Origin of the sequence: Leifsonia sp. Leaf336 (genome assembly GCF_001423695.1) — a bacterium.
Classification (GTDB): Bacteria; Actinomycetota; Actinomycetes; order Actinomycetales; family Microbacteriaceae; genus Leifsonia.
On record NZ_LMOZ01000003.1, the window covers coordinates 375,006 to 395,371 of the forward strand.

Below are 20,366 nucleotides of genomic sequence, written 5' to 3' on the forward strand. Positions count from 1 at the left end.
GGGTGTTTGATATAGGTTTCAAGTAGTCGAAGCGGTCTAGTCGCCGGAGCCCGGCTCGAAGTCGATCGCGATCACATCGATCGCCGCTCCGGATGCCGCCGGCGCCGGGATCCGCAGCTCGCCGAGCTCCTCGCCGCCCTGCTCCGCCTGCTCGTGGACTTCCACGTTGACCTCGAACGGCAGCTCGTCGCCGGTCGCGAGAAGCCGCACCGCGCGCACCCGGCCGACCGGGATGCCGCGCACGACGATCTGCTCGATCGGCCGCATCACGAGATGCAGGTACAGGGTGCCCTCCCGTGCGGTGGACGGCCCGTAGTAGTCGACGCCCGTGGTGGGCGAGACGCCGACGACGCTCTCGGCGTGCGTATCCATCCACGCGCCGATCTCCTCCAGCGTGCGCACCTGCGACTCGTTGAGGCTCCCGTCGCCCTTCGGCCCGATGTTGAGCAGGAGGTTGCCGCCGCGGCTGGCGACCTCGATCAGGGTGGTGAGCAGCGACACCGTGCTCTTGCTCTTCGTGTCGCCCGGCCGCCACGCCCACATCTGACCGATGGTGAGGCAGAGCTCCCACGGACCTTCGGGCGCCGTCACCGGGAAGCCCTGCTCCGGCGTCTTGTAGTCGCCCTGGCCGAGCAGCCGGTCGTTGATGACGACGTCGGGCTGCAGCGACTTGATGAGCGCCCGCAGACCGGCGCTGTCCCACTCGTCTTCTGAGCGCTCCCACTCCCCGTCGAACCAGAGCAGGTCGATGGTGCCGTAGCCGGTGAGCAGCTCGGTCAGCTGCCCCCGCAGGTACTCCTGGTAGCGCGCCCATTGCTCGGGCGTCGGACGGCGGTGCCGGTCGTCGGCGACCGGGGTGCCCGCGTTGGCGGGATCGCCCGCCGCCGGCCAGTGCTCGAGCGGGTAGGGGCGATCGCTCATCTCGAACGCCGGGTAGTCGGGGTGGTTCCAGTCCGGGAGGCTGTAGTAGATGCCGACGCGGATGCCCTCCGCGCGGATCGCCTCCACGAACTCGCGCGTGATGTCACGACCGAACGGCGAGTTCTGGATGCCGAAGTCGGAGTGCGCGGTGTGGAACATCGAGTAGCCCGCGTGGTGGCGGGCCGTGAAGACCACGTAGCGCGCTCCGGCCCGCTTGGCCAGCGCGGCCAGAGCGACGGCGTCCCACTCGACGGGATCGAACGTCGCCGCGGTCGACTGGTACTGCTCGACGGTCACAGTGTCCTCCACCCCGTCGGAACCCGGGATGATGGAACGACCGACCAGCGGCCACGAGATCTCGATGCCCTGCTGGCTGGCGTGGTCCCAGTGCACGAACAGACCGAAGCCTGCTCCGGTGAACCATTCGCCGCCCGGCAGCCGGACGAGGTCGGTGCGCGCGAAAGAGTCGGGCACAGTGGTGAGTGTGGGGGTCACGGAACGAACTCTCCTTCGAGTGGGTCGCGGATCTTTTCAGCGAATGCCTATTGCCTATAGGATATGTGGTGTCTGGTCGATCCACAATCGTTCCGTCGACCTCATCCGTTCAAAGAAGAAGGAGAAGCTCAGCGTGGCCATGTTCAAAGACGACCCCGTCCGCCCCGAGAACTATCGCCGGTTCGAGCGCGATGTGCCGCAGTGGTTCGGCGACGCCAAGTTGGGCATCTTCGTGCACTGGGGGCCGTACTCCGTGCCCGCCTGGGCGGAGCCGATCGGCGAACTCGGGACCATCGAGAAGGAGTACTGGTTCAAGCACAACCCGTACGCCGAGTGGTACTACAACACCATCCGCATCGAGGACAGCCCGGCGGCCGAGCACCAGCGCGAGGTCTACGGAGGAGCGCCGTACGACGACTTCCTCGACCAGTGGGACCCGGCCGAGTTCGACCCGGACGAGTTCATCGCCCTCGTGAAGAGCACCGGCGCCGGCTACTTCGTGCCGACCACAAAGCACCACGACGGCGTGACCCTGTGGGACGCGCCCGGCACCGACGACCGCAACACCGTCGCGCGCGGACCGCGCCGCGACCTGGTCGGCGCGTTCGAGAAGGCTACCCGCGACGCGGGCCTCCGCTTCGGCGTCTACTACTCGGGAGGCCTCGACTGGCACTTCTCGCAGCTGCCGCCGATCACCTCCGAAGGCCAGGCGTTCGGCCGCCCCGTCGACGCGGCCTACGCGGAGTACGCCTACCGGCACGTCGACGACCTGATCGAGCGCTACTCCCCCGACATCCTCTGGGGCGACATCGAGTGGCCCGATGCCGGCAAGCCCTCGGGCCCGTTCAGCATGGAGAAGCTGTTCGAGAAGTTCTACGCGGCGCGTCCGGACGGCGTCTCGAACGACCGCTGGGGCGAGACGCACTGGGACTTCCGCACCAGCGAGTACCAGCAGGGCACCGACGTGGAGGCCTCCGGCGCCTGGGAGAACTGCCGCGGCATCGGCTTCTCGTTCGGCTACAACCAGGTCGAGGACGAGTCCCATCTGCTGAATGGTCCGGACGCCGTGAAGTCGTTCGTCGACATCGTCTCGCGCGGGGGCAACCTGCTCCTCAACGTTGGCCTCACCGCACGCGGAACCGTTCCCGACCTGCAGCGCAGGACGCTCGAGCACCTCGCCGCCTGGAACGCCGTGAACGGCGACGCCGTCTTCGCCTCGACCACGCTCGACACGTCGATCGCACCGGCATCCGACGAACCGTGGGTGCGCTGGACGCGCACCGGCGACACCGCGAACGCGTTCGTGGACGCGACGGGTCCGGTGCGCATCGCCGCCTCCGCGGGGGTGGATGCGGCGAGCGCCCGGCTCGCCGACGGCACGCCGATCGCGGTCTCCCGCGACGGCGACGCCCTCGCGGTCACCGTGCCGGAGCCCGCGGTCGCCGGCCCGACCCTGATCCGCTTCGACCTGGCGGCCTGACGATGACGATCGACGCCCACCTCCACCTCTGGAACCTGGAGGGGGTCGCGTACCCGTGGCTGACCGACGCGCTGGCGCCGATCAACCGGACCTTCACGTTCGCGGAGGCGCAGCCCCAGCTGGAGCGGGCGGGCGTCGACAGGGTCGTCCTGGTGCAGGCTGCGAACTCGGTGGAGGACTCGGCGGCAATGTTCGCCGTGTCCTCCCCACTGGTGGCCGGAGTCGTGGCCTGGGTCGACCTGCTCGACCCGGCCGCGGCCTCCCGCCAGCTGGAGGAGTGGGCTGCGCACCCGTCGTTCGTCGGCGTGCGGCACCTCATCCACGACGAGCCCGACCCCGACTGGCTCGGCCGAGCCGAGGTTCACGAGTCGCTCGGGCTGCTCGCGGAGCGGGGGTTGAGCTTCGATGTGATCGGGGTGCTCCCGCGGCATCTGGAGCACGCGGTGGCCCTGGCGGACGAGCTGCCTTCTCTGCGCCTCGTCGTCGACCATCTCGGCACCCCGCCGGTGGGCGCCCCATCCGCCGAACCGTGGTCGGGCTTGCTCTCCGAGCTCGCTCGCCGCCCGAACGTCTTCGTCAAACTCTCCGGCTTGACGACGCTCGGCGGCGGCGCGGACGCGACTCGGCTGCGACCGTACGTCGAGCACGCGCTCGACGTGTTCGGCGCGTCGCGCGTGCTGTACGGAGGCGACTGGCCGGTGTCGACGCTCGCGGGCCCCTACGCGGAGACCTGGGCGACGACGGAGGAACTGCTCGCGGGCCTGTCGCCAGCCGAGCGGGACGACGTGCTCACCCGCTCGGCCGAGCGGGCGTACGACCTCCCCACGGACTGACCCCTACCGCTCCCGCAGCCCCGGCGTCATCGCCAGCCCCGCGAACGCGTGGCGGGCGAAGCGCGCGACATAGCGCCGCAGGTTCTCGACCTCCTGCGGGTCCCAGCCGAGGGTGACCTCGTCGACCTGCGCCTGGGCGACCTCCATGATGCGTTCGCCGAGCGCGCGGCCGCCGGCGGTGAGCGCGACCAGCACGCTGCGCTCGTCGCGCGGTGCGGGCACCCGTTCGACGAGGTCGATCTCCTCCAGCCGTCGCACGATCTTCGAGATGTTGGCCTTGCCCGTTCCGAGCGTCGCCGCCAGGTCGGTCGGGCGCAGGGCGCCACGGTAGGCGAGCTGGTTGACGACCACGAACATCGGGATGTCGTCCACCGGGAACCCGATCTTCTCCATCACCCGCACCCGAACCTCGCGGCTGTCCGCCCAGTGCACGATCGACGCGATCGACAGCCTGAGGTCGAGCGGGTCCTGCTCGATCACCGGCGAGAGGTCGGGGTCGTCCGACACGCTGCCACCTCCTCTGTTCGGCGTGCTGCTCAGTATCTCAGGCGCGCCGTATCCACCGGCGCCGGCTCAGCGCTCGCTGACGATCGTCACCGGACCCAGGAGGCCGTGCGGCCGCACCACCGTCACGTGCGCCTCCTGGCGACCCACCAGCATCGTGCCCATGTCGGGGATGTCATCGTAGTAGCCGCGCGCGATGAGCCGGTTGTTCAACGAGCTGGCGACCCGGACCACGATCGTGTTGTGCCCGGTGCGGGCCAGGTCGGTGATGTCCACGACCGGCCGCGAGGTGTCGAAGCCGCGCGCGTCCGCGTCGTTGACGACCACTGAACCGAGTCCGCCCGCCGTCGAGCCGAGGTGGAGCAGGAGGCGCGTGCCGGGCTCCGCGGCCCGGTCGAGCTCCACCGACGCGCGGTACTCCGCGACACCCGACACCTCCGCGCCGACGCCCGCGAGTTCGGTCCACGGCCGCAGCTCGGAGCCCTCGACGGCGATCGTGGTCACCGCGGTCGTCGGTCGCACCTCCCGGCTCTCGTAGCCGAGGCCGCGGTCTTCGACGATCAGCTCGTTCTCCCCGGCATCCCAGCTCTCGACCGTGATGCTCCAGCCGTCGACCTCCTGAACGACCTCGCGCTCGGCGGGATCCGACGACTCGGGCCGCTGCGACCGGTCCACGGTGAGCAGCGCGATCTCGCCCGGAGCGAGCGCGACGGACACGAGCGTGCGATGGCCCTCGATGTGCACGCCCCGGTGCTCGGCGACGGCGCCGCTCCACGGGTCGATGCGGTAGGGCGTTCCGAGGCCCGGGAGGGCGACCTCCACGACGGTGTCCTCGCCGGTCTCGTAGAGGAAGTTGTAGAGGTACACGTGAAGCAGCTCGCCCTCCTCGCGGAGGTAGCCGAGCACGGTGCGGTTCTCGGTCGCGAACTCGGCGCGGCCGGTCACGCCCAGGCCGCGCAGCGCGGCGACGGTCTCGGCGGGGTCGTCGACCTCCGCCACCGTCGGCTGCGCACGCAGTTCGGCCATCGTCGCTGCGAGCTCGTCGTCGCGCCCGTCGAGGCCAGGGGTGCGGGAGGCGGCGTGCGTGTTCAGGATGTGCTCGCCGGTCATCAGCAGCTTCAGCTCGCGGGCGCCGTTGACGATGAGCACGCGGAGGCCGGCCCGCGCCCCGTCGAGCAGCAGGCGCGCGACGTCCGCGTTCAACGCCTCCTGGTAGACGATCAGCGCCTGGTAGCCGGGGCCGTCGGGCTGCACGAGGCCGTCGGCGAACGACACGTCCTCGTGCTGCAGCAGCGAACCGTCGAAGAATTCGTAGCTCCATCCGGCGTCCTGCATGCCGAGGTCCTGCCACCAGTGGTTCTCGCGGTTCCGCATCCACATCGTGCCGTAGGCGACCTCGTCGGGGATGCGGCTGCCGTCGTGGTCGAGGAAGTACATCCCGGACATGTTGTCGACGAAATGGTCGGTGCGCAGGATGCCGACGTCGACCCGCGGGCGCCCCTGTCGCAGCAGGTACTGGATGCGGCCGATCGCCGCGTTCCACTGCGGGTAGAACTCGCTGGCCGGCTGGCGGAGGTCGAACCGCTCGGAGAAGCCGGGCCACATGCCCTCGTGCCCTGGCCACTCGGTCGCGCCCTCCGCCCCCGCGGTGCTCGCCCAGCCGTGCAGTACGGTCTTGGTGATGCCGGCGGCCAGCTGCGTCGCGATGATCTGGTCGTAGAACCGGTGATCGAGCATGTGGTTGCGCGTCGTGGCGCCGGTCTCGGAGGAGTACTGCTTGCCGAACAGGTGGGCCGGCCCGGCGAGCAGGCGGTAGGCGTCGATCTGCGAGCCGAACTCGAGGGACTCGGTCTCGATGCCGTCGACCTCCGGGCCCGGCCGGGTCAGCTCGAACGGCAGCCCGTAGCTGATCTCCGAGCGCAGCAGAATCCCGTTCTCGTGCAGGAACGCGGCGAACGGCCGCAGCATGTTCTCGATGTAGAGGTCGGTCAGCGTCTCGACGTAGTCGTGGCGCACCTTCTCGACGGTGAGCCGCTGCGCGGCGGTCGGCTCGTAGCGGTAGGTGGTGGCGGAGGCCATCAGCAGCACGCTGCGCGTGAGGAACGGCAGCCACGGGGTGATGTCGTAGCCGCGGCGCTCTCGGAAGTCGCGCGCGACCGACGCGCCCCAGAACAGACCGCCCTCGCCCCAGGTGTTGAGCTCGAGCGAGTCCATGTACATCTGCGCGCGCGGGTTGCGGGCGATGAGCGCGCGCAGCTCGGGCGTGAGCACGGTCGAGCCCCAGTAGTCGATGACCGCGTCGACGCCCGCGCGGTCGAGGTAGTTCACGGTGTAGTTGACACTGGCCGATGGGGAAGCCGTCTGCCCGGTGCCGTGCGACCAGAACACGAAGAGCTTCCAGGCGCGGTCGTCGTCGGGCGCCCAGTCGAGCGCGCCGTCGACGACGTGGGAGGTCAGCTCGAGGACTGCGTCCGCGTCGAGCACCGGCGCCGCGCCCTCCGCCCCCTGCTCGACGACGGGGACGGCCACCGCGGCAACGAACTCCTGCGTCTTGGGTGCGATCCGGTGCCCGGGCAGCAGGCTCTCCTCGCGCTCGGCGTCGAGCTCGATGCGCGGGAGGACGCCGTGACGTCCGGTCGCCGCCTGCACGTCCTCCACGACGTAGTTCAGCTCCCGGGCCGCCGCGGGGTGGTCGGGGTCGATCGTCGGCAGGTTCGCGTTTGACCAGTTCGTCCCGGAGGTGAAGCTCACCGACATCCCGCGGGCGGTCGTCTCCTCCACCACGATCTGCGAGTCGTGCACCCATTCCTCGGAGCCCCAGCCGTACCGGGAGTGGTCGATCGCCTCCTCGTCCATCGCCAGGAACTCCATGCCGCCGAAGCCGAGGCGGTGCGCGGCGTCGATCTCGAACCGCAGGGTGCGGTCGGTGTGGAGGCCCTCCGCCAGCCACCAGCGCAGTTCGGGGCGGAACTCGATGGGCGGGTCCTGCAGCGGTCCGCGGTGCTGGTCGAGCTCGGACATGGGTCGGTTCTCCTTCGAACGACGATCTGTTGTCGCGAGCATAACATCTACTGTCGTCAGGACACTATAGAGAGGGAAGTCGAGTCGGCGACGATCTGCACGGAGAATGGTCGACATGGACTCCGACCGCTCGCGCACAGACCCGGCCGCCCTCGCTCGCCGAGCGCTCGCCCTCGCCGCGGCCCTCGACCCGGCAGCGGGGCGGGCGATCGTCGGCATCGCAGGAAGCCCGGGCTCTGGTAAGACGACGCTGGCCCACGCGGTCGTCGCGGCCGCGAACGAACAGGCCGGCGCGGCGGTCACGGCCTACCTCCCGATGGACGGCTTCCATCTCTCCGACGCGACCTTGGAGGCTCTGGGTCGCAGCGAGCGCAAGGGCGCGATCGACACGTTCGACGGCTGGGGCTTCGTCGCGCTGCTGGAACGCGTGCGCACCGAACGCGACCACACCGTGTACGCACCGGCGTTCGACCGCGCGGTCGGCGAGCCGATCGCCGGCAGCATCGCGATCGGTCCCGAGGTCCGGCTCGTCGTCGCCGAAGGCAACTACCTCCTGGCGGCCGCCGAGCCGTGGGCGCGCATCCGGAGCCTGCTGGCCGAGAGCTGGTTCGTCGCGACACCGGAGGAGGAACGGCTGCGGAGGCTCGTCGAAAGACATGTCCGGCACGGCCGCACCCCGGAGGCCGCCCGGGCGTGGGCGACGGACGTCGACGGCGCGAACGCCCTCCTCATCGAGCCGACGGCCGCGATCGCCGCACTGGTCGTGGACGGCGGACTCCCAGTCGCCGCTGCTTAGGCTGGAGCAATGACTTCCTCCATCGATACCGTCACCATGTTCGGCGCCGACTGGTGCCGTGACTGCATCCGCTCCAAGGCCCTCCTCGAGCGTCTCGGCACCGAATACGAGTACATCGACCTCGTCGCGCGCCCCGAAGAGGCCGACCGCGCCCAGGCGATCAGCGGCCGCACCAACATCCCGGTGATCGTGTTCCCCGACGGCCGCCACCTCGTCGAGCCGAGCGACGCCGAGCTCGAGGCCGCGCTGGCGGTCTAGCTTTCGCCCAGGCGCGCGGGAGAGCCGTGGCCCGGGCAGCCGAGCCTCGGCGTCGAGGCTGCGATCGCCGCGAGCGTCGCGTCGGCAGCAGCGCGGTCGCTGATGAGGAAGCCCGGGAGGTGCACCAGCCTGCCCTTCGCGACCCGGGCGGCATCGCCGATGAACGCGACCCCGCGCCAGCGCACGATGTGATGGCCCGGCGTGTGACCGGGAGCGGGCAGCGCGACCACCGCCGGAGCGATCTCCTGGTCGGCGTCGTCGGGCAGCGCGATCAGCTCCGGAAGCTCCGCGCGCCCCAGCCACCCCGATCGGAACATCGCGCGGCGCGTCCGCGTCGGCGGCTCCTGCTCACCGCGCAGGATGCGGATGTCGGCGGCGCCGAGCCAGACCCGGGCGCCGGTCGCCCGCTGGACGGCGGCCGCGCCTCCGACGTGGTCGGGGTCGTAGTGGGTGAGCACGACGTCGGTGAGCTTCGGGATGCGCGCGGCGGCCAGCTCCGCCACCACGGCCTCCGCGCTCGAACGCAGCCCTGTGTCGACCAGGACGGCCCGGTCACCCTCCTCGATCAGGTAGGCGTTGCCGCCACGGGTCGAGGTCAACCGGTGGACGCCCGGGATCACTTCGCGCATGAGTGGGATGCTAGTCCGCGTGCAGCCTCCTGACATCGACGAGTTGCGTCGCGAAGCCCACGAGCGCGCGCTCACGCGGCCGCGCGTCCCGTTCGACGGCAGGGTGCGCGACAGCACACTCGGGGAGGCCGGGCTCCCGGCACGCTGGTACGAGCCCGCGCTCATCGCATCCGGGGCCGGCGTCGTCTTCCTCCACGGCGGCTACGGCCTCTTCGGCGACCTGGAGCTGCAGGACGGCTACTGCCGCCGCATCGCCGGCACGCTCGGCATCACCGTGCTCTCCGTCGCGTATCGCCTGGCACCGGAGGTCACGCTCGCCGAGTCGGCGGCCGACGCGGTCGCGGGGGCGGAGGCACTTCGCGCGTCCGGTCTCGAACGGCTCGTGCTCTGGGGCGACTCCGCGGGAGGTACCGTCGCCCTGGCCGCCGCCCGGGACGCCCGCGCAGACGCGCTGGTGCTGACCAACCCCACCGTCGACCTGTCCCTCGCCTCCTACGACGACGACGCCCCGGGAGGACCGGGTCGCGAACTGTCCGAGTGGTCGTTCGCCCGCTGGGCCGGCGGCGGGACGATTGCTGACGCCCCCGATCTCGCGGCCGACACTCGCGGCCTGCCGCCGCTCTTCGTCGCCGTCGGCGCGGACGACTCGCTCCTCCCCGATGCCCGTCGGCTGGTGAGCGCCGCCGAGAGCACGGGCGTTCCGGCACGTCTCCGCATCGTCCCCGGAGCCGCGCACGGCTTCATGGGCGGCCCGGACCTCGGGATCGCCGCCGACGTGATCCGCGACGCCGGGCGGTTCCTCGCTCTCTGAGACACGGCGCCGTCCCACGACGCGACCCATCACCAGAACCGCACAATCCCATCACGACCTCCTGTTGGACTTCTCGACGGTTCGGGCGGAGGCTGGCGCCATGACAGACATGCAGTACACCCACCTGGGCCGGTCCGGCTTGTCGGTGTCGCGGCTGGTGCTCGGCACGATGAACTTCGGGCCGGAGACCACGGCCGAGGACTCCTTCGAGATCATGGACGCCGCCCACGCAGCGGGTATCAACTACTTCGACACCGCCAACGTCTACGGACGCAGCAAGGGCCACGGCGCCACCGAGACGATCATCGGCGACTGGTTCGCGAAGGGCGACGGACGGCGCGACCGCACGGTGCTCGCCACCAAGCTCTACGGCGCCATGGGCGACTGGCCTAACGAGGGCAAGCTGTCGGCGCTCAACATCCGCCGCGCGCTCGACGCCAGCCTGAAGCGGTTGCAGACCGACTACATCGACATCTACCAGTTCCATCACGTCGACAGGGACACCCCGTGGGACGAGATCTGGCAGGCGATCGAGGTGGCTGTCGCGCAGGGCAAGATCCTGTACGCCGGCTCGAGCAACTTCGCCGGCTGGCACATCGCCACGGCGCAGGCGGAGGCCCGCAAGCGCGACTTCCTCGGTCTCGTGAGCGAGCAGTCCATCTACAACCTCCTCACCCGGCAGGTCGAGCTGGAGGTGCTGCCCGCCGCGCAGGCCAACGGCGTCGGCGTGATCGCCTGGTCGCCCCTCCACGGCGGACTGCTCGGCGGAGTGCTGCGCAAGCAGAACGAGGGCCGGCGCCGGCTGGAGGGCCGCGCGGCGGAAACGCTCGCCACCCACCGCGACGCGATCGAGGCCTACGAGGCGTTCGCCGCCGACCTCGGCCACGAGCCCGGTGACGTCGCGCTCGCCTGGCTGCTCGGCCGACCGGGGGTGACCGGCCCGATCATCGGCCCGCGCACCCGCGAGCAGCTGGAGGCCGGCATCCGCGCGCTCGACGTCCGGCTGGACGACGCCGCGCTCTCCCGTCTCGATGAGATCTTCCCGGGCCACAAGACAGCGCCCGAGCACTACGCCTGGTAACGAAAGGACCGCGAGTGAAGAACCGCAGAATCGGCGATGTGGAGGTCTCCGCGATCGGCCTGGGCGGCATGCCCATGTCCATCGAGGGGCGACCCGACCGCAAGCGCTCCATCGACACGCTCCACGCCGCGCTCGACGCCGGCGTGACGCTGCTCGACACGGCCGACGCCTACCACCTCCACGCCGACGAGGTCGGCCACAACGAGGAGCTCTTCGCGGAGGCGCTCCGCACCTGGAGCGGCGACGCCTCCACCGTGCTGGTCGCCACCAAGGGCGGCCACCTGCGCCCGGGCGACGGCAGCTGGTACGTCGACGGCCGCCCCGAGTACCTCAAGGAGGCCGCCAAGGCCTCCCTCGCCCGCCTCGGCGGCGACGCGCTGGGCCTCTACCAGTTCCACCGCCCCGACCCGTCGGTGCCGTACGAGGACTCGGTCGGCGCCATCCGCGACCTCCTCGACGAGGGCGTCATCCGGCTGGCCGGAATCTCCAACGCGAACCCGGAGCAGATCCGGCAGGCGCAGGACATCCTCGGCGGCCGGCTGGCATCGGTGCAGAACCAGTTCTCGCCGGCGTTCCGCTCCAGCGAGCCCGAACTGCGGCTCGCCGACGAGCTCGGCATCGCCTTCCTGCCGTGGAGCCCGCTCGGCGGCATCAGCCATGCCGGTGACCTCGGCGACCGGTTCGCTCCCTTCGCCGAGATCGCGTCCGCACGCGGGATCAGCCCGCAGGTCGTCGCGCTGGCCTGGCATCTCGCGCAGAGCCCGCACGTCATCCCGATCCCGGGCTCGTCTCGGCCGGAGACCATCCTGGACTCCGTCACGGCCGTGGACGTCGAGCTCACCCCCGAGGAGCTCGATCGCCTCAACGCCGCCTGACACCGAAGGGCACGTTGTTGTCACTTTCCCCGATGAAAAGTGACAACGACGTGCCCTTCGTCGTCGCCAGAGGCGCGTTAGGCGGGTTGCGGGGTCGGCTCGGCGGAGGCGGAGGCGGGCGCGGGCGGCGCCGGCGTCTCGACGCGCGCCAGCTGACGCAGGAACGCCGCGGCGGCCGGGCTCGGCTCGTCGGAGACGGCCACGGCCACCGTCCACTCCGGCACGTCCCCGCTCAGCGCGACGGCGCGCAGCTGGTCCGGGCGCTTGCGGGCGAAGCTCTGCGGCACGACCGCCACACCGAGGTTGTAGCCGACGAGGTCGAGCAGCGGATGGACGTCGTTGACCTCCATCGCCGCGCGGTAGTCGAATCCGGCCGCCGCGAACGCCCGGCGGGCGAGCGCCTGCGCTCCCCAGCCGTCCTGGAAGCCGACGAGCGGCTCGCCACGCAGGGCATCGATCGGGATGCTGGCCTCGGCCGCGAAGCGGTGGTCGGGGTGGCAGAGGACCAGCAGCTGCTGCGTGCTCAGCGCGCGCAGCCGCACGCCGTTCGGCACATGCCCGGTGTCGACGACCACGGCGACGTCGGCGCGGCCGCCGGCGACCGCGTCCACCAGTTCCTCCGAACCCGAGTACCGCAGCCGCACCTCCACGCCCGGGTTCGCCGTGCGGAACGAGGCGAGCTCGGCGGGCAGGTCGACCGAGCCGAGGCACGGCTCGGCGCCGATGGTCAGCCGGCCGCGCAGCAGTCCGCGCACGGCGGCGACGGCGTTGCGCGCGGCGGCCGCGCTCGCGAGCGTGCGCACCGAGTCGGCGAGCAGCGCCTGGCCGGCCGTCGTCAGCTCGACCCGGCGCGTGCTGCGGATGAAGAGGGAGGTGCCGAGCTCCTGCTCGAGCGACCTGATGGAGGCCGATAGACCGGACTGCGAGATCTGCAGCAGTTCGGCCGCCCGGGTGAAGTGCCGTTCTTCGGCGACGGTGACGAAGTGCTCGAGCTGACGGAGTTCCATTCATCAAGGATACTGGTCAATCGGGTCGGCGTCATCGACGGGGGCGGATAGGCCGGGGTGATGCCGTCGGCAGCGCACTGCCGCCGCGCGCCCGAACCGAGCACAATGAGCACCATGCGCATCCTGCTGATCGGCGCCGGTGGCGTCGGAAACGCCATCGCGAAGATCGCCGCCCGCCGCTCCTTCTACGAGGCGTTCGTCGTCAGCGACTACGACCAGGCCAGGGCGGAGGCCGCCGTCGAGTGGATCCGGGCACGGCACGGCGAGCACGTCGCCGCCCGCTTCACGGCGACCCGCATCGACGCCTCCGACCCGAGCTCGGTCGCCGCGGTCGCCCGCGAGCACCGGGCGACCCACGTCATGAACGCGGTCGAACCGAAGTTCGTCGAGTCGATCTTCGCCGGCGCTCTGTCCGCCGGGGCCGACTACCTCGACATGGCCATGAGCCTGTCGCACCCGCACGAGACCGACCCGTACAGCCGACCCGGCATCAAGCTCGGCGACGCCCAGTTCGCCGAGAATCAGCGGTGGGAGGCCGCCGGCCGCCTCGCCCTCGTGGGCATGGGCGTCGAGCCCGGCCTCTCCGACGTCTTCGCCCGGTACGCCGCCGACGAGCTCTTCTCGGAGATCGACGAGCTCGGCACCCGCGACGGCGCCAACCTCGTCGTGCGCGACGACGACGGCAACGAGATCTTCGCGCCCTCCTTCAGCATCTGGACGACGATCGAGGAGTGTCTGAACCCTCCGGTGATCTTCGACAAGTCGCGGGTCGGCGAGGAGGACGGCGGCTGGTACACGACGCCGCCGTTCAGCGAGCCGGAGGTCTTCGACTTCCCGGAGGGCATCGGCCCGGTCGAGTGCGTCAACGTCGAGCACGAGGAGGTCCTCCTCATGCCGCGCTGGCTGGATGCCAAGCGCGTCACCTTCAAGTACGGCCTCGGCGAGGAGTTCATCGGCGTGCTGCGCACCCTCCATCTGCTCGGCCTCGACTCGACCGTGCCGCTCCGGGTGCGCTCGGCCTCCGGCCCCGTGGAGGTCGCCCCGCGCGATGTCGTCGCGGCCGCCCTCCCCGACCCGGCGACCATCGGCCCGCGGATGACCGGCAAGACCTGCGCCGGTGTCTGGGTGACCGGCACCGGCAAAGACGGGCTCCCCCGCAGCGTGTACCTGTACCACGTGAGCGACAACGAGTGGACGATGCGCGAGTACGACGCGCAGTGCGTCGTCTGGCAGACCGAGCTCAACCCGGTCATCGCGCTGGAGCTCCTCGCGAACGGCACCTGGTCGGGCTCCGGTGTCCGCGGCCCCGAGGCCTTCCCCGCCCGCCCGTTCCTGGAGCTCATGGAGCGCTCGGAGGCCGACGGCGGCTACGGCCAGCGCTGGGGCCTCCGCGAGCCCTGAGGCCCGTGCGGCGCACTCAGATCAGGCGCCGGACTGCTCCGGCTTCCAGACCAGCCACTTGCGAGCGACCTCCGCTTCGAGGTCGACGTCGAACCGCCGGGCGATCAGCAGCACCTGCGCCAGCACATCGGACAGCTCGGCACGGAAGTCCTCCTCGACCTGCGGCTCGCTGCGACCCTTGTCGCGCGCCCGACCCGACCTCGCAAGGTACGCCTGCATCAGCTCGCCGACCTCCTCGCCGAGTTTGAGCAGGAACCAGTCGTCCGTCCGGGCGATGTCGTGGCGCTCCGCATAGAACGCCGACACCGCCTCCACCTCGTCTTGCAGCGCCGCGATCTCCATGCTCCGATCCTGCCAGGACCGGATCCTGCTACCGCCGCAGCACGCTCGGGCGCGGAAGCCCGAGGTCTTCGAGGAGGTCGCCGAGCATGCGATCGAGCTCGTAGCCGGCCTGCGTGATCTTGTTGTTGCCGAAGCCCCGCAGCGGCGCGCTGGGCTGGTCGGCGCTCAGCACCGTCCGTCCCTCCCCCGACGCGTGCAGCTCGACGCGGAACGGCGTGTAGAGCGTGGTGCCCGCGTCGTGACGGTACATCCGCGCGGCCGTCGCGTAGTCGCCGACGAGGTAGCCGACGCCCGGGAGGTCGACCCCGCCCACACGCATTACCGCGGTCACTTCACCACGCCAGAAGCGCACCAACCCGTGCGATCCCGGGCCGGCGAGCGAGCGTGCGAGCGTCGTCCAGTCGGCCCCCGAGTCGAGCAGGCGGCGCAGGAGGTCGTGGTCGAGCTCGGGGACCTCCGCTTCGAAGGCGGCGCGCAGCGTCGCGAACGGCACCTCGGCCTCCAGCTCGATGCGCTGCCCCTCGATGGGGTGGAGGCGCTCGGTGGCGCGGTAGGTCACGCGGGACCGGCGGTGACGGGTGCTGCTCCGCCGGCCGCCGCCGGCACCGCGAACGGGGGCGCGCTGACGCCCTCGGCGAGCGCCTCCGCGGGGTCGGCACCGATCGCGACGATGCGGTTGGCGCCGTCGACGTGCACCACCGTGGGCTCGAACGTGCGGGCCTCCGCGTCGTCGAGCTGGGCGTAGGAGATGACGATGACGGTGTCGCCGACCTCGGCCAGGTGGGCCGCCGCGCCGTTCACCCCGATGACGCCGCTGCCGCGTTCGCCGGCGATCAGGTAGGTCTCGAACCGGGAGCCGTTGGTGACGTCGACCACAGCGACCTGCTCTCCGGGCAGCAGGTCGGCAGCCTCCATCAGGTCGAGGTCGACGGTCAGCGAGCCGACGTAGTGGAGGTCGGCGTGGGTGACCGTCGCGCGGTGGATCTTGGACTTGAACATGGTGCGGAGCACGGCCGGTCCTTTCGTGGTCTGCCTCCATTCTCCCGCGGGTTCGGAGGCTGTCGGGCCGTCACGGGAGAATGGAGCGTGCACAACCTCGGACTCCTCTTCGACGTCGACGGCCCCATCGCCAGCCCGGTCACGCGGACCATCGCCATCCGCAGCATCGTCACCGACCTGGTCGCGATGACCGCGGCCGGCGTTCCGATCGCCTTCATCACCGGCCGTTCCGGCGACTTCATCCGCAACCAGGTCGTCGCCCCGCTCTGCGACGCGGGCCTCGGCGACGCGCTCGCTTCGCACGGCGCCCGGATGTTCGGGGTGTTCGAGAAGGGCGGTGCCTGGGCTCCGATCACGGGCGACGGGATGGGCGAGGTCGCGGTCGACGCGTCGGTCGCGCTTCCCGAGCCCGCCGTCGACGGCATCCGACGGCTGGTGAGGGACCGCTTCGCGGACACCATGTTCTTCGACGAGACCAAGCGCGCCATGATCTCGGTCGAGCAGCGCACCGACGTCGACTCCGAGACGTACGCGGAGGCCCAGGGCCGGTTCGAGGACGCCGCCTTCGACCTCCTGACCGGGCTAGGCCTCGGCCTGCGCTACGGCGAGCGCGTCGCGCCCGACGCCGACGGCGCCGTGCCGTTCCGCATCGACCCGACGATCATCTCCACCGACATCGAGTCGGTGCTGCTCGACAAGGATCGCGGGGCGCAGCGCGCGTTCGACTACTTCGCCGAGCGCGGTCCGCTCCCGCACCGCTGGCGGTCGGTCGGAGACTCGCGCAGCGACTACAAGATGGCCGATTTCGTGCACAGCACCGGCCGGGAGGTCGCCCACGTCGACGTGCGCCCGGCGGACGGCGTGCTCGAACGGCCCTACGAGGTCATCACGATCGGCGACGAGATCCACGACAGCGCGGGCGCCGAGTTCCTCGCCCACTGGAGGCGCGAGCTCGGGCTCGACGAGGATGCGCGCGACGCCGACGCCGGTTCCGGCGCCTAAGGAGCGTCAGGCCGCGCGACCGCGGACCTTCGCGATCGACTCGGTCATCTCGCGGTAGAGCTCGAGCCGGCCATCGGCCTCGGCGGCGAGCAGCGCCTCCGCCTGATCGGCGTCGGCGCCCGAGAACCACGACGCGATGGTGACCCCATGCCCGGGCCGGCGCACGACCTCCACCGCGTCGCCCGCGCCGACCGTGCCCGTGTGCACGACTGCGAGGTAGGCACCGACGCGGCCGGCCTCGGTGAAGCGCCGTACCCACTGCGGCTCGCGCATCCGGCGCTGGAAGGTCGCGCACGGTGTGCGCGGGCAGGTGACCTCCACGACGAGCTCGTCGCCGATGCGCCAGCGCTCTCCGATCTCGGCGCCGTCGACGTCGACGCCGACGGTCCGTAGGTTCTCCCCGAACAGTCCGGGCGGGATGGCTCGGCCGAGCTCGGCCTCCCAGAAGTCAGCGGCTTCGTCCGCGTACGCGTAGAGCGCCTTGCCGACGCCGCCGTGGTGCTTGCGGTCGGCCTGCACATCCCCGTAGAGGCCGAGTGTGCGCACCTTGAGCCGCGGCTCGACGGGCTGCTTGTCGATCGCGGTCACGCCGACGTTGCCGGAGTCCGGGCGCAACTGCGCCACGCGGCAGACGGCGAGGATGCGTGCGGTGCTGTCGTGCGGAGCCATGCCGTCCAGTATGACCGCCTCACGCCGTCCGCCGCCGTGCGAACGCCACGATGGAGCCCGCGAGGAGGACAAGCGCGCCGTTGCCCGCGACGATGAGGCCGAAAAAAGCCCCGTGTAGTCGGGCACGATGTCGCGCTGCGAGTACTGGGCGTAGGTGAACACGGGCAGCGTGGGAATCGGGCCCGAGAACGTCGTGGCCTGCTGCGCCGACTCGAACGCGATGAGCACCCACACGACGCCGACGACCGTGGCGAGCGCGCCCGCCCCGATCAACCACACGACGTACGGGCGGGGCCGGACGCGAGCGGCACCGTGCGGGCGTTCCTGCATGAGAAGACCCTAGACCCCTCGTTCTTCCCAGACCAGAGATCCCGCTAACGCACTCCGCGCATCATCCGCAGCACCCACGGGCTCATCAGCGCGAGGATGAGTCCGATCACCACGGCGACGGCTCCGATTACGCCGAAGTAGATGCCCTCCGTCGCCGGCGAATACAGCTTGGCGAGCTGGCCGGACATCGCCGTCCCCAACGCCACCGACAGGAAGTACAGCGCCACCATCTGCGCCTGGAACGCGTGCGGCGCCAGCTTCGTCGACGCCGAGAGCCCGACCGGCGAGATCAGCAGTTCGGCGATCGTGAACACCAGCAGGATGCCGACCATCGCGAGCAGCGGTGTGCTGTTCTTGCCTCCGCCCGCCCAGAACAGGAACAGGAAGAACGCCAGGCCCATGATGACCGTCCCGGCCGCGAACTTCAGCGGGGTCGACGGCTGCCGGTCGCCCCACTTGGTCCAGATCGCGGCGAAGACGCCCGACAGGATGATGATGAAGATCGGGTTGATGGACTGCACCCACGAGACCGGGAACTCCCAGCCGAACAGCATGCGGTCCAGCCGTTTGTCGGAGTAGATCGTGACGACCGTGAACTGCTGCTGGTAGAGCGACCAGAACGCCGCGTTGGTGATGAACAGCGGGATGAACGCGAGGATCCGGCTGCGCTCGTCGCCGCTCAGCAGGCGCGAGCTGAGGATGACGATGAAGTAGGCGATCGCCGCCACGATCGTGATGCCGATCACCCACAGCGCCAGGTTGATCGCGTTGATCACGCCCGCGAGGACGAGCGCGACGATCACGATGAGCCCGACCACGGCGATCCCGATCATGAGCGGGTAGCGCGATGCGGGCAGCGGGTTGGGCACTTCGCGGGCGCGGTCGGGGAGGCGCTTGCGGCCCAGCGAGTACTGGATGAGCCCGATCGCCATCCCGACCGCCGCGAGAGCGAAGCCCCAGTGGAACCCGAGCGTCGACTGCAGCAGGCCGGTGAGCAGCGGCCCGAAGAACGCGCCCAGGTTGATGCCGAGGTAGAACAGCGAGAAGCCCGCGTCGCGACGGGAGTCGTGCTCGTCGTAGAGCGTGCCGACGATGCGGGTGGCGTTCGCCTTCAGGCCTCCACTGCCGACGGCGACGAGCAGGAGGCCCACGATGACGCCGGCGTAGCTCGGAAGCAGGGCGAGCGAGACGTGTCCGGCCATGATCACCACGGCGCTCCAGAACAGCACCCGCTCCGAACCGAACAGCCGGTCGGCCAGCCACGCGCCGAGGATGGTCGACAGATAGACCGCGCCGCCGTAAGCGCCGACGATGCCCGCCGCGGTCGCCTGGTCGATGCCGAGACCGCCCTGCTCCGCGGAGTAGTAGAGGTAGATGAGGAGGATGCCCTGCATCCCGTAGAACGAGAACCGCTCCCACATCTCCACGCCGAAGATGTTCGCGAGCGAGCGCGGCTGCCCGAAGAAGCCATGACTCGCGTCGGTCGTGGTGGTCACCCGCGCGCCGCGGGACTGCCCTTCCGGTCCGTTGCTGCTCCCCGTGTCGGTCATGCCGACCATGCTCCCACTGGAGGCCGCGGAGGTGAACGCTGCGTTCTAGGGCGGAGATGTGAGGCTACGACCGCGTCGCCAGCTCGGCCAGCACAGCCTCCAGCTGGTCGACGGCCCAGTCGAGGTCGGCGGGCTCGACCACGATGGGAGGCGCCAGCCGGATGGTGGAGCCGTGGGTGTCTTTCGCGAGCACACCCCGTTCCATCAGCAGCTCGCAGACCTCCCGGCCGGTGGCGAGAGCCGGGTCGATGTCGATGCCCGCCCAGAGGCCCGCGCCGCGCACGCGCACCACGCCGTGCCCGACGAGGCGGTCGAGGTCGGCGTTGAGGCGACGGCCGAGAAGTTCCGCCCGTTCCTGCGGCTCGCCGGTCGCGAGAAGCGCCACGACGGCGCGGCCCACCGCGGCCGCGAGCGGGTTGCCTCCGAAGGTCGATCCGTGCTCGCCCGGGCGCAGCACGCCCAGCACCTCCCGGTCGCCGACCACCGCCGACACCGGCACGATGCCACCACCGAGCGCCTTGCCGAGCAGATACAGGTCGGGCACGACGCCGACCAGGTCGCAGGCGAAGGTCGACCCGGTCCTGCCGAGGCCCGACTGGATCTCGTCCGCGATGAGCAGCACCCGATGCTCATCGCACAACGCGCGCAACGCAGGGAGGAACTCGGCGGGAGGCACGACGATCCCGGCCTCCCCCTGGATCGGCTCCACCAGCACGGCGACGGTGTCCTCGTCGATCGCGGACGCGACAGCGTGTGCGTCACCGTACGGGACCGTCCGGAAACCCGGCGTGTACGGACCGAACCCGTCGCGCGCGTCCGGATCGTCGGAGAAGCTCACGATGGTCGTCGTGCGACCGTGGAAGTTGCCCGCCATCACGATGATGTTGGCGCGGCCGTCCGCGACGCCCTTGACCCGGTATCCCCACGCGCGCGCGACCTTGATGGCCGATTCCACCGCCTCCGCGCCGGTGTTCATCGGCAGCACCATGTCTTTGCCGGCGAGCGCCGCGAGCTCGGTGACGAACGGGCCGAGCTGGTCGTTGTGGAAGGCGCGGCTTGTCAGCGTGATGCGCTCGAGCTGGGCGCGGGCGGCGTCGAGCAGCAACGGGTTGGAGTGCCCGAAGTTGACGGCGGAGTACGCGGCGAGGCAGTCCAGGTATCGCCTGCCGTCGACGTCGGTGACCCAGGCGCCCGCCCCCTCTGCGATGACGACCGGGAGGGGATGGTAGTTGTGCGCCGCATGCTCGTCCTCGAGCGCGATCGCCTCCGCCTGACGTTGCGTCGGGGCCGAGCTCGACGGGTGGATGCGGTGGGCGACGGTGTCGGTCATGGTCGTCCTCTCAGCGGTTCTGTCTCTTCCTG

20 protein-coding genes are annotated in these 20,366 nt (G+C 70.7%); 9 read left to right on the plus strand and 11 right to left on the minus strand.

Annotated elements, in window-relative coordinates; all coding sequences use genetic code 11:
• Positions 1 to 36: 36 nt before the first annotated feature.
• The gene (locus tag ASF88_RS17055; RefSeq protein WP_055921556.1) at positions 37 to 1,416 is read right to left on the minus strand and encodes an alpha-L-fucosidase; all 1,380 of its coding nucleotides are present in this window, start codon (positions 1,414 to 1,416) and stop codon (positions 37 to 39) included.
• A 139-nt stretch (positions 1,417 to 1,555) separates the two neighbouring features.
• Between ASF88_RS17055 and ASF88_RS17060 the strand changes: the two genes are divergently transcribed.
• Both ASF88_RS17060 and ASF88_RS17065 read left to right on the plus strand, forming a co-directional pair.
• Positions 1,556 to 2,896 (plus strand): alpha-L-fucosidase, encoded by a 1,341-nt coding sequence (locus ASF88_RS17060; protein WP_235493583.1) that lies wholly within the window; start codon positions 1,556 to 1,558, stop codon positions 2,894 to 2,896.
• Between the two features lie 2 nt (positions 2,897 to 2,898).
• Entirely contained in the window at positions 2,899 to 3,729 is an 831-nt protein-coding gene (locus tag ASF88_RS17065) for an amidohydrolase family protein (protein ID WP_055921562.1), read from the plus strand.
• 3 nt (positions 3,730 to 3,732) lie between these two features.
• Here ASF88_RS17065 and ASF88_RS17070 read toward each other — a convergent pair whose 3' ends face one another.
• Together ASF88_RS17070 and ASF88_RS17075 are read right to left on the minus strand one after the other, a co-directional pair.
• Positions 3,733 to 4,236 (minus strand): MarR family winged helix-turn-helix transcriptional regulator, encoded by a 504-nt coding sequence (locus tag ASF88_RS17070; RefSeq protein ID WP_055921565.1) that lies wholly within the window; start codon positions 4,234 to 4,236, stop codon positions 3,733 to 3,735.
• A 66-nt stretch (positions 4,237 to 4,302) separates the two neighbouring features.
• Positions 4,303 to 7,254, minus strand: coding sequence for a glycosyl hydrolase (locus ASF88_RS17075; RefSeq protein ID WP_055921568.1), 2,952 nt, complete (start codon positions 7,252 to 7,254; stop codon positions 4,303 to 4,305).
• 115 nt (positions 7,255 to 7,369) lie between these two features.
• On the opposite strand from ASF88_RS17075, the gene ASF88_RS17080 reads away from it, so the two are divergent.
• Both ASF88_RS17080 and ASF88_RS17085 read left to right on the plus strand, forming a co-directional pair.
• On the plus strand, positions 7,370 to 8,050 hold the full coding sequence (locus tag ASF88_RS17080) for a nucleoside/nucleotide kinase family protein (RefSeq protein WP_055923026.1): 681 nt from the start codon (positions 7,370 to 7,372) through the stop codon (positions 8,048 to 8,050).
• A gap of 9 nt (positions 8,051 to 8,059) precedes the next feature.
• Positions 8,060 to 8,308 (plus strand): glutaredoxin family protein, encoded by a 249-nt coding sequence (locus ASF88_RS17085; protein WP_055921571.1) that lies wholly within the window; start codon positions 8,060 to 8,062, stop codon positions 8,306 to 8,308.
• Here ASF88_RS17085 and ASF88_RS17090 read toward each other — a convergent pair.
• A complete protein-coding gene (locus ASF88_RS17090; protein WP_055921574.1) occupies positions 8,305 to 8,937 on the minus strand; it encodes an MBL fold metallo-hydrolase in 633 nt (210 codons plus the stop codon). The genes ASF88_RS17085 and ASF88_RS17090 overlap by 4 nt on opposite strands.
• A gap of 19 nt (positions 8,938 to 8,956) precedes the next feature.
• Here ASF88_RS17090 and ASF88_RS17095 point away from each other — a divergent pair, with 19 nt between their 5' ends.
• The 3 genes from ASF88_RS17095 (at position 8,957) to ASF88_RS17105 (ending at position 11,704) form a co-directional block, all read left to right on the plus strand.
• Positions 8,957 to 9,748 carry an alpha/beta hydrolase gene (locus ASF88_RS17095; RefSeq protein WP_162242593.1) on the plus strand — a complete coding sequence of 264 codons (792 nt, stop codon included), beginning with the start codon at positions 8,957 to 8,959 and terminating at the stop codon, positions 9,746 to 9,748.
• Positions 9,749 to 9,857: 109 nt separating this feature from the next.
• The gene (locus tag ASF88_RS17100) at positions 9,858 to 10,829 is read left to right on the plus strand and encodes an aldo/keto reductase (protein ID WP_055923028.1); all 972 of its coding nucleotides are present in this window, start codon (positions 9,858 to 9,860) and stop codon (positions 10,827 to 10,829) included.
• Between the two features lie 14 nt (positions 10,830 to 10,843).
• Positions 10,844 to 11,704, plus strand: coding sequence for an aldo/keto reductase (locus tag ASF88_RS17105; protein WP_055921580.1), 861 nt, complete (start codon positions 10,844 to 10,846; stop codon positions 11,702 to 11,704).
• A 77-nt stretch (positions 11,705 to 11,781) separates the two neighbouring features.
• On the opposite strand, the gene ASF88_RS17110 is transcribed toward ASF88_RS17105, so the two are convergent.
• Complete coding sequence (locus ASF88_RS17110) at positions 11,782 to 12,711, minus strand: LysR family transcriptional regulator (protein ID WP_055921583.1); 930 nt, start codon at positions 12,709 to 12,711, stop codon at positions 11,782 to 11,784.
• Between the two features lie 114 nt (positions 12,712 to 12,825).
• Between ASF88_RS17110 and ASF88_RS17115 the strand changes: the two genes are divergently transcribed.
• Positions 12,826 to 14,112 (plus strand): saccharopine dehydrogenase family protein, encoded by a 1,287-nt coding sequence (locus ASF88_RS17115; protein ID WP_055923031.1) that lies wholly within the window; start codon positions 12,826 to 12,828, stop codon positions 14,110 to 14,112.
• A 21-nt stretch (positions 14,113 to 14,133) separates the two neighbouring features.
• On the opposite strand, the gene ASF88_RS17120 is transcribed toward ASF88_RS17115, so the two are convergent.
• The 3 genes from ASF88_RS17120 to panD are packed head-to-tail and all read right to left on the minus strand — an operon-like array spanning position 14,134 to position 15,465.
• Positions 14,134 to 14,454, minus strand: coding sequence for a MazG nucleotide pyrophosphohydrolase domain-containing protein (locus tag ASF88_RS17120; protein ID WP_055921586.1), 321 nt, complete (start codon positions 14,452 to 14,454; stop codon positions 14,134 to 14,136).
• Between the two features lie 28 nt (positions 14,455 to 14,482).
• Positions 14,483 to 15,013, minus strand: a complete 531-nt coding sequence (locus tag ASF88_RS17125) for a hypothetical protein (protein ID WP_055921589.1) — start codon at positions 15,011 to 15,013, stop codon at positions 14,483 to 14,485.
• Positions 15,010 to 15,465 (minus strand): aspartate 1-decarboxylase, encoded by a 456-nt coding sequence (gene panD / locus ASF88_RS17130; protein ID WP_055921592.1) that lies wholly within the window; start codon positions 15,463 to 15,465, stop codon positions 15,010 to 15,012. The genes ASF88_RS17125 and panD overlap by 4 nt, the downstream gene beginning before the upstream one ends.
• 75 nt (positions 15,466 to 15,540) lie before the next feature.
• Here panD and ASF88_RS17135 point away from each other — a divergent pair, with 75 nt between their 5' ends.
• A complete protein-coding gene (locus ASF88_RS17135) occupies positions 15,541 to 16,455 on the plus strand; it encodes a hypothetical protein (protein ID WP_055921595.1) in 915 nt (304 codons plus the stop codon).
• Between the two features lie 6 nt (positions 16,456 to 16,461).
• Here the strand turns inward: ASF88_RS17135 and ASF88_RS17140 are convergent, their stop codons facing one another.
• From ASF88_RS17140 to rocD, 3 genes are all read right to left on the minus strand, one after another.
• Entirely contained in the window at positions 16,462 to 17,124 is a 663-nt protein-coding gene (locus tag ASF88_RS17140; RefSeq protein WP_055923033.1) for an MOSC domain-containing protein, read from the minus strand.
• Positions 17,125 to 17,498: 374 nt separating this feature from the next.
• Positions 17,499 to 19,004 (minus strand): peptide MFS transporter, encoded by a 1,506-nt coding sequence (locus ASF88_RS17145; protein ID WP_082519101.1) that lies wholly within the window; start codon positions 19,002 to 19,004, stop codon positions 17,499 to 17,501.
• A gap of 64 nt (positions 19,005 to 19,068) precedes the next feature.
• Positions 19,069 to 20,334, minus strand: coding sequence for an ornithine--oxo-acid transaminase (gene rocD, locus ASF88_RS17150; protein ID WP_055921598.1), 1,266 nt, complete (start codon positions 20,332 to 20,334; stop codon positions 19,069 to 19,071).
• Positions 20,335 to 20,366: the final 32 nt, after the last annotated feature.

Coding starts and splice junctions, on each gene's coding strand:
- ASF88_RS17060 (WP_235493583.1), top strand. CDS start 1,556: ATGTTCAAAGACGACCCCGTCCGCCCCGAGAACTATCGCCGGTTCGAG.
- ASF88_RS17065 (WP_055921562.1), top strand. CDS start 2,899: ATGACGATCGACGCCCACCTCCACCTCTGGAACCTGGAGGGGGTCGCG.
- ASF88_RS17075 (WP_055921568.1), bottom strand. CDS start 7,254: ATGTCCGAGCTCGACCAGCACCGCGGACCGCTGCAGGACCCGCCCATC.
- ASF88_RS17080 (WP_055923026.1), top strand. CDS start 7,370: ATGGACTCCGACCGCTCGCGCACAGACCCGGCCGCCCTCGCTCGCCGA.
- ASF88_RS17085 (WP_055921571.1), top strand. CDS start 8,060: ATGACTTCCTCCATCGATACCGTCACCATGTTCGGCGCCGACTGGTGC.
- ASF88_RS17090 (WP_055921574.1), bottom strand. CDS start 8,937: ATGCGCGAAGTGATCCCGGGCGTCCACCGGTTGACCTCGACCCGTGGC.
- ASF88_RS17100 (WP_055923028.1), top strand. CDS start 9,858: ATGCAGTACACCCACCTGGGCCGGTCCGGCTTGTCGGTGTCGCGGCTG.
- ASF88_RS17110 (WP_055921583.1), bottom strand. CDS start 12,711: ATGGAACTCCGTCAGCTCGAGCACTTCGTCACCGTCGCCGAAGAACGG.
- ASF88_RS17115 (WP_055923031.1), top strand. CDS start 12,826: ATGCGCATCCTGCTGATCGGCGCCGGTGGCGTCGGAAACGCCATCGCG.
- ASF88_RS17120 (WP_055921586.1), bottom strand. CDS start 14,454: ATGGAGATCGCGGCGCTGCAAGACGAGGTGGAGGCGGTGTCGGCGTTC.
- ASF88_RS17140 (WP_055923033.1), bottom strand. CDS start 17,124: ATGGCTCCGCACGACAGCACCGCACGCATCCTCGCCGTCTGCCGCGTG.
- ASF88_RS17145 (WP_082519101.1), bottom strand. CDS start 19,004: ATGACCGACACGGGGAGCAGCAACGGACCGGAAGGGCAGTCCCGCGGC.
- rocD (WP_055921598.1), bottom strand. CDS start 20,334: ATGACCGACACCGTCGCCCACCGCATCCACCCGTCGAGCTCGGCCCCG.